This window comes from Mycobacterium sp. 1274761.0 (assembly GCF_001668615.1).
Lineage (GTDB): Bacteria > Actinomycetota > Actinomycetes > Mycobacteriales > Mycobacteriaceae > Mycobacterium.
Map to the genome: position 1 here is coordinate 87,675 of NZ_LZMC01000082.1, position 7,182 is coordinate 94,856.

At 65.2% G+C, this 7,182-nt stretch carries 6 protein-coding genes and 2 pseudogenes; 3 read left to right on the top strand and 5 right to left on the bottom strand.

The features are described 5' to 3' along the window. Nucleotides 1–61: 61 nt before the first annotated feature. Genes A5651_RS17415 through A5651_RS17430 form a run of 4 tightly spaced genes read right to left on the bottom strand, consistent with a single transcriptional unit; the run spans nt 62 to nt 4,840 of the window. Nucleotides 62–1,258: a cytochrome P450 gene (locus A5651_RS17415; RefSeq protein ID WP_066983458.1), complete on the bottom strand. Its 1,197-nt coding sequence runs from the start codon at nt 1,256–1,258 to the stop codon at nt 62–64. Further along, complete coding sequence (locus A5651_RS17420; protein ID WP_066983462.1) at nt 1,255–2,778, bottom strand: bifunctional 3-(3-hydroxy-phenyl)propionate/3-hydroxycinnamic acid hydroxylase; 1,524 nt, start codon at nt 2,776–2,778, stop codon at nt 1,255–1,257. The genes A5651_RS17415 and A5651_RS17420 overlap by 4 nt, the downstream gene beginning before the upstream one ends. Then, complete coding sequence (locus tag A5651_RS17425) at nt 2,775–3,713, bottom strand: fumarylacetoacetate hydrolase family protein (RefSeq protein ID WP_066983465.1); 939 nt, start codon at nt 3,711–3,713, stop codon at nt 2,775–2,777. The genes A5651_RS17420 and A5651_RS17425 overlap by 4 nt, the downstream gene beginning before the upstream one ends. Beyond that, a complete protein-coding gene (locus A5651_RS17430) occupies nt 3,710–4,840 on the bottom strand; it encodes a VOC family protein (RefSeq protein WP_066983468.1) in 1,131 nt (376 codons plus the stop codon). The genes A5651_RS17425 and A5651_RS17430 overlap by 4 nt, the downstream gene beginning before the upstream one ends. 107 nt (nt 4,841–4,947) lie before the next feature. Here A5651_RS17430 and A5651_RS17435 point away from each other — a divergent pair, with 107 nt between their 5' ends. Both A5651_RS17435 and A5651_RS17440 read left to right on the top strand, forming a co-directional pair. Next, nucleotides 4,948–5,607, top strand: a complete 660-nt coding sequence (locus A5651_RS17435) for a TetR/AcrR family transcriptional regulator (RefSeq protein ID WP_066983470.1) — start codon at nt 4,948–4,950, stop codon at nt 5,605–5,607. Nucleotides 5,608–5,667: 60 nt separating this feature from the next. Then, nucleotides 5,668–6,453, top strand: coding sequence for a family 16 glycosylhydrolase (locus tag A5651_RS17440; protein WP_066983473.1), 786 nt, complete (start codon nt 5,668–5,670; stop codon nt 6,451–6,453). Between the two features lie 9 nt (nt 6,454–6,462). Here A5651_RS17440 and A5651_RS17445 read toward each other — a convergent pair. Then, nucleotides 6,463–7,116: pseudogene (locus A5651_RS17445) on the bottom strand (DUF427 domain-containing protein); the annotation flags it as partial. Between A5651_RS17445 and A5651_RS26050 the strand changes: the two are divergent. Further along, nucleotides 7,108–7,182, top strand: a pseudogene (locus tag A5651_RS26050) (hypothetical protein); the annotation flags it as partial. The pseudogenes A5651_RS17445 and A5651_RS26050 overlap by 9 nt on opposite strands.

Consider the following 7,182-nt stretch of genomic DNA (forward strand, 5'->3'; position numbering starts at 1 on the left):
ATCAAGGGTGATCTCCCCGCAGACACGGCGTGTTATGGCGTCCGCCTATCGCGACCTGCTGTCACGCAGGGATGAGTTTGAGCGGCATGCGTTCGTGGCGCCGAATGATGTTGTTGAGCGCCCAAGTCGGCTCCGCAGTCAGCTCGATCCGGTTAACGCGATCGAGCAGCGCGCGCAGCATCGCTGTCGTTTCCAACCGCGCCAGGCTCTGACCGGCGCAGGCGTGTGCGCCTTGCCCGAAACCGAGATGGCGGTTGGCGTCCCGGCGGATGTCGAAGGTGTCCGGGTCCTCCCATTCGCGCTGGTCGCGGTTGGCAGACGCATACATCACCAGCACCCGGGAGCCCGCCGGAATTTGGACGCCGGCGATCTCAGCGTCACACCGCGCGTGACGGGCGAACGCGCGCAACGGGGCCTCATACCGGATCACCTCGTTCACCGCGTTGTTGACCAGCGACGGGTTCTCCTTGAGGATCCGCCACTGTTCGGAGTGTGTGGCGAACAGATACAGCGCGCTGGAGATCGCGCTGATGGTGGTGTCTAGCGACGGGGCGATGTAGTCGATCATCAACGGCGCGCACTCGGCATGGGACAGCTTGCCCGCATCCGCGGCGGTGAGCAGCTCATGGGCCATGCTGCCTTCGATCACGCTGCGTTGGCGGACAACCCGCTTGGCGAACCGCAGCATCTGCAGGGACGACGGAGCCGACTTGATGGCCTGCTTGTTGAGCGGACCAAGGATGTCGAAAGTGGCCGCGCCCCAGCGTAATAAGTTGTCGCGCTCATCGCGTGGCCAGCCCACCAGGTCGGGCACGACCGCGTGCGGCAGCGCTGAGGCCAGGTCTTCGACACCGTCGACCTCGCTCCGCTCGATGGCTGACGCGACGACGTCGGCGGCGAGCTGGTCGACGTTGTCGCTGATGGCTCGCAGCGCGCGGGGCAGCATCCGGTGGGCCACCAGCTTGCGTCGCTGATCGTGTTCGGTGCCGTCGCTGATCAGCGTCGTGCCGCGGGACATCCGATTGGTGATCGGATTGAGCGCCACACCCTTGCCCGACACGAACGTCTTGTCGTCGCGCAAAACCGCTTTGCATTCGGCGAACCGGGGAAGCGCATAGAGCCGGTGTCGGGACAGCCACACCACCGGACCTTGTTCGCGCATCCGCGCGTAGTGCGGATACGGATCGACGATGGCGTCGGGAGTGTAGATGTTCGCCGAATACGCCGGAACACCGTTCGGAGGTGCGATGCGTATCATCGTTCCCCTGGCGCGAATGTGGGTGTCCAGTCGCACAGTTCGTCGATGTTGCGGCCGGCTCGCATCACGGTCCGGTCCGGCCGCACGACCGCCGCGGTCGCGTGACCGCGGCGCAGCCAGTCGGCGAGTTCGGTTTCTGCCGCTGCGACATGGATGGCGGCACCGCGTTGTTCGAGGCGACTGCGCTGTTGCCCGTCGAGGGCCACCGCCGAGACGAACCCAAAGCCGTTGCCTAGTTTGTCATCGAGAGGCCGACCGTCCGACAGCACCGCGTTGGGGCACAGCGTGCCCGCCAGATGCGGCCGCCGATGCCCTCGGTGTACGAGCGCGGAGCGATGAAGTGGAGGTGTTGAGCTGTCGATAATTCTGTCGCGCAGGCCGGGGATGTGGTGCAGCTGCGGAACGACCATGCGCCGGATCAGGTTGCCGAGTTCGCCGCCGGACGTCATCGCGCGGCTGACGGTGAGGGCAAGCCGAATCAGCGCACCGGCATGCGGCTTTCGCTCCTGCTCGTAAGTGTCGAGGACCATTGCGTCCAGGTCGCCCGTCAGCACGCCGGCCAGCTTCCAGGACAGGTTCATGGCATCGCGCAGGCCGGCGCCCATGCCTTGCCCGATGAACGGCGGGGTGAGATGGGCGGCGTCTCCGAGCAGAAAGACGTTGTAGCGCCGCCACATGTCGGCGATCTGTGCCCGGAAGGTGTACTCCGTGACGCGGATCAGCTCGAGTTGGTCGTCTGACGCGTGCGCCGTCCACGGTGCGATCAGCGGTCGCAGCGACGCCAGGCTCGCGAAGTCCTCGACGGTTTCGCCAGGCAGCAGTCGAAACTCCCAGCGGTAACGGCTCTGTCCGATCCGCATGTATGTACTCGCACGCACCGGGTCGCACACCTGATGCACGCCGTCCCACAGGTCGAGCTCGGTCTCGGTGGCCACATCCACCACCAGCCAGCGTTGCTCGAAATTCAAATCACGCATGGCAGAGCCGATTTCGGCGCGGACAACGCTGTTCGCCCCGTCACAACCCAGCACGTATCTGGCATCGACGGTGTGTTGACGACCGTCGATGCGGTCCGTGTAGTGGAGCCGCACGCGGCCGTCGCCGTGGTCGGTGACACCGGTGACTTCGGCGTTGACGCGAAGCGTGGCGTGCGGGAACCGTTTGAGGTTGGTCCGCAGCAGCGCTTCGAGCTCCGGCTGGTCGAACATGTTTGCTTGCGGGTATCCGTTGACGCTGCACGCGGTGTCACGGGGGAACTCAGCAAGCACGCGCATCGTGTTGTCCAGCAGTCGTAGTCCGTGCGCCGGGCGTGAGATCGCGGCGAATTCGTCGGCGATGCCCAACCTGGCAATGATTCGGTGGATTTCGTCGTCGAGGTGAACGGCGCGTGGCTGCGGATAGACGTCGGCCCATCGATCGAGCACGAGGGTCTCGACACCGTATTGCGCCAGCAGGGTGGCGGCGGTGATACCCGTCGGCCCCGCGCCGACGATGGCGACCGGGACGCTGGTGCGTGTCACCCGTACCTCACGGCGGTGCGCTGCGAACCGAGATCGATGGCGCCGTCGTCGGTGGCGATTGTCAGTTCTACGACATCGCCGTCGTGCAGGTACTTGGTGTTGCCGGCCTGGCGGTTGAAGAACGCCTTCCACTTCACCGCGGGCGGCAGCAGGTTGCCGATAATTTCGATGGGTTTCGCAGGCGCGCTCAGCGCGGTGCCTGCCGGGGTGCCGGTCATCACCAGATCGCCGGCGTCGAGGTGCTGAAATCGGCTCAGCGCCTGCAGGGCCTGTAGCGGGGGGTAGATCATGTCGCCGTCGACAACCATGTTCTGCCGAACCTCGCCGTTGACCCGCAGCTGCAGCCGCAGATCGCTGAAGCGCTTCAGCTCGTCTGCCTCGAGCAGGACCAGCGCGGGCCCGACTGGCGTGAACGTGGGGTAGGACTTGGCTTCGTAGAACTGCGTCTGGGGGAGCTGCACGTCGCGGGCGGACACGTCGTTGGTGACAACGATGCCCGCGATGTAGTCGGCCAGGTTGTGCTCGGTGACGCTTGTCCCCACTGGCAGTTCCCGCCCGATAACCAGGCCGATCTCGACCTCGTAGTCCAGAAACCTCACGTGCGAGGGCTTGACGATGTCGTCGTGCGGCCCGCTGATCGACCCGGACGACTTCCGAAAGAACGTCAACGGGATCGACTTTGGGTTCATACCGGCGTCGGCGACGTGCGAGGCGTAATTCGTCATCTGCGCGATGACACGGCACGGCGCCGTGACCGGTGCCACGAGTTCGAGGCTGTCAACGGGCACGGTGGCGGTGCTCCGGCCTGCGGCTTCGACGGCGGCCCGATCGGCGATCAGCTCACCGGTGGTGGCCGCCGTCGTCACGATTTTGGCTGCGCCCGTTGCGGTCTGGACCCACCATGCGTCGGCGGTGCGCAAGATGGAAGTGGTCATGAGTTGGCTACTTTCAGGAGGCCGCGCAGACGGGTGAGGGTGAACTCATTGGTGGTGCGCAGTGCGTTGACGACGGAGAGAGCTTCGTAAGGGAGCGCGCCAGGATTGATGCCGAGGAAGTCCTTGGTCACGGGAGGACCCCATTGCGCAAGGCCGCTGGCCGTGAAGGGCGCCCAGCCGGGCTCGAGCGTGTTGTCGAACATGTCGCCGTCGGCGAAATGCTCGACAAGGAAACCGTCCGGATCACGCCAGTAGTCGAAGAGCTGGCTGCCCTGGATGTGGCGACCGATTCCCCAGGAGCGGAAATATCCGTTCTCCCGGAGATATTCGCCGCCCGCGGCGAGGGCATCGAGATCGCAGACCTGGTATGCCGAGTGCACGTAACGGCTGCTGGGTCCCAATGCCAGCGCGAGGGTGTGATGGTCGGCAGGGGTGGAGCCGCGGTCGCAGCGGATGAAGCTCATCACCGGCCCACGAGCGCGCTGGCCGGGATAGAAGAGGAAGTCGCTGACGATCATGCCGAGGGTGTCGAGGTAGAAGTCAAGCGCCTCACGGTATTTGGTGGTCTGCAAGACGACGTGGCCCAGCCGCTGGACGCTTGCGGGCATTCTCGACGGGCGTTGTGTGGCGTTGATGCGGTTGAGTTGGTGGCCCGCGTTGACGATCAACGGTTGCTGCGGGGGGAGCGCGGCCAACTCGTGGGTGCCAGCGACGACGCGGACCGGTAGCCCGCTCGGGTCGATCAGATCGACGGAAACGCCTCCCAGGGAATCGGGCAGCGGTTTGACGCTTCTTCCTGTCGCTTCAGCCAGCCGAAGGACGTCTACGTCGTCGACCGCCTTGAACGCCGTCCCGACGAAACGCGACTTGTCGCCGCGCCGCAGCAGCACGCACGGCGAACCGGCGTCGGTACCGCGCAAGTGCAGCTCGCCGGGTGTGCGTAGCACGGTGGTGAAACCGAATGCGCGGGCGAAGGCTTCGGCGCGGCCGAGGTCGGGTTTTTCGAACTCGAGCCAGGCGATGTCGGCGATCTTGATGACCGGATTGCGCGACCGACCGGTGTGCTCACCTGGCTGCCCGCCGGCTTCGCTGTGCAGCTCGTTGTGGGCGCCTACGGTGCCGCTCATCGAGACCTCCTTGAGAAGTTGACGAAATCGTCACATATAAAAAAGGGATCCGTCAACAGTTTCTGACGAAACTCTCAAAACTGACAGTTTCTGCTACCGTGTCAGGCGTGACCGACCTATCCGAGGCGCCCGTGAATCGGCTGGAACGGCGCAAACAGCGCACCCGTAACGCCTTGCTCAAGGCTGCGCAGTCCTTCATCGCCGCAGGCAAGGTTAATGTGCCGGTACTGGAGATCACCCAGGCGGCCGACGTAGGGATGGGGTCCTTCTATAACCACTTCGAGAGCAAGGAGCAGTTGTTCGACGCCGCTGTCGCCGAGGTACTCGACGCCCACGGCGCGCTTCTGGACCACCTGACCGCACCTCTCGACGATCCGGCTGAGACGTTCGCATGCAGCTTCCGCCTCACCGGCCGGCTGTTCCGCCGACGCCCGCAGGAGAGCCAGATACTCCTGGCCAACGGCATGGCCCTGCTCTCGTCTGAGCGTGGGGTGGCTCCGCGCGCTCTGCGCGATATCCGAGCGGCTGTGCAGGCGGGCCGCTTCACCGTCGAGGATCCTGAACTCGCGCTGGCGGTGGCTGGCGGGGCGCTCCTCGGGCTGGGCAACCTGCTGCGCAACGAGCCCGACCGAGACGACACGGCGGCCGTGGACGCGGTGACCAAGGACGTCCTGCGTCTGTTCGGCCTTTCCGAGGAGGAGGCGCGCGAGATCTGTCAGCGTCCGCTGCCTGATCTTGACGGAGCCGAACTGTCCGACTCCGCCTGAGCAGGGAATCGTCTGCAAAGACTTGCATCGGGTCCGGTGTTGCGGCTTTCATGTCATGTCATGCCCGAATTGGATCGCCGCAGCATGATGTTGTTGTCCGGAGTCGGCCTGTTGTCAGCAGCGTTGCCGCTGCCAAAGGCCGGCGCCGCCGCCCCCTACATCTTCGAGGACAATTTCGACGGACCTGCGGGTTCTGCCCCCGATCCGTCGAAGTGGGCCGTGTCGAAGGCGCGCGAGACCATGAAGGACCCGACGTTCTGGGAGCTGCCCGAAAACGTTGGCCAGTACCGCGACGACCGCCGCAACGTGTTCCTCGACGGCAAATCCAACCTTGTGATCAAGGCCTTCAAGGAAGGACCGACCTACTACGGCGGCAAGATCTACAGCCTGTGGGAGGGCGGGGTCGGCCACACCTGGGAGGCCCGGGTCAAGTTCGAGTGCCTGACGCCCGGGGCGTGGCCGGCGTTCTGGCTGTCCAGCGACGCGGACGGCGAGATTGACATCATCGAGTGGTACGGCAACGGCAATTGGCCCTCGGGCACCACGGTGCACGCCAAAGCCAACGGGTCGGAGTGGGAAACCAAGAACGTCGCGCTCGACACGGCATGGCATACGTGGCGAGTCTTGTGGGACGAAAAGGGCATGAAGTTCTGGCAGGACTATAAGGACGGCGCTGCGCCCTACTTCACCGTCGCGGCGGACGCCATGGCCGATTGGCCGTTCAACAACCCCGGTTACAAGGTCTTCCCGATCTTCAACCTCGCCGTCGCCGGCTCCGGTGGCGGTGACCCGAGCGGGGGCACCTATCCCGTTCAGATGCTCGTCGACTGGATTCGCGTCTGGTAGCGCGGCGCGTCAAACCCGCGGAAGTTCCGCGACGACCTCGGCACGGGTGGCGTCGAAGCTGAAATATCCCTTGATGGGCAGCGTTTCCGGCATCGGGTCGTCGTAGCTCCACGCCACGTCGTCGACGATCTCGTCCCCGATGACCGCCGACCAGTAGGTGGCGTAGCCCTTGTAGTTGCAGTAGCTGTTCGTCTGCGAGCGACGCAACAGGTCGGTCCGCACATGCGAGGGGTCGACGTACAGCAGGGGAGCCAGCGCCGTTTCGTAGACGACCGTGGTGTCTGACGTGTCCACCACAGTCGTCCCGGCCACGACCACCCGCAGGCCACGATTGGTCGGACGGCAGTCGACCCGGTGATACGGGTTGGGCGGATAGTGCACGAGGGTGCGGCCCTCCTCGGTCCAGGTGTCGACCGCATCCCACGGCACGTGCACATAGCCCGGCGCCTCGGCGACCGGTTCATGCGGAAGATCGCCGACCTCCTCAGCTGGGAACGCAAAGCTCAGTGGATGGTCGCGGCGGTGCACCAGCAGCGCCCGCTCGGTGTCGATCACGGCCGACCCGTCGCGTAACGCCTGCACGCGTCGCGGGTGCGGTTCGACGAACACCGGGTCTTCGGGCAGCGGCGGGGTGAACCAACCGACGGGATCCTTGCTGAGCGGGACACTGGCGGAATGTGGAGTGGTGCAGGCGTTCCCAAAGGCAGCTGCGACACCCGGCAGGTGCTG

Bases quoted from the DNA above. Each gene is read 5' to 3' on its own strand.
- A5651_RS17430 (WP_066983468.1), bottom strand. From the start codon at position 4,840: ATGAGCGGCACCGTAGGCGCCCACAACGAGCTGCACAGCGAAGCCGGC.
- A5651_RS17425 (WP_066983465.1), bottom strand. From the start codon at position 3,713: ATGACCACTTCCATCTTGCGCACCGCCGACGCATGGTGGGTCCAGACC.
- A5651_RS17415 (WP_066983458.1), bottom strand. From the start codon at position 1,258: ATGATACGCATCGCACCTCCGAACGGTGTTCCGGCGTATTCGGCGAAC.
- A5651_RS17440 (WP_066983473.1), top strand. From the start codon at position 5,668: ATGCCCGAATTGGATCGCCGCAGCATGATGTTGTTGTCCGGAGTCGGC.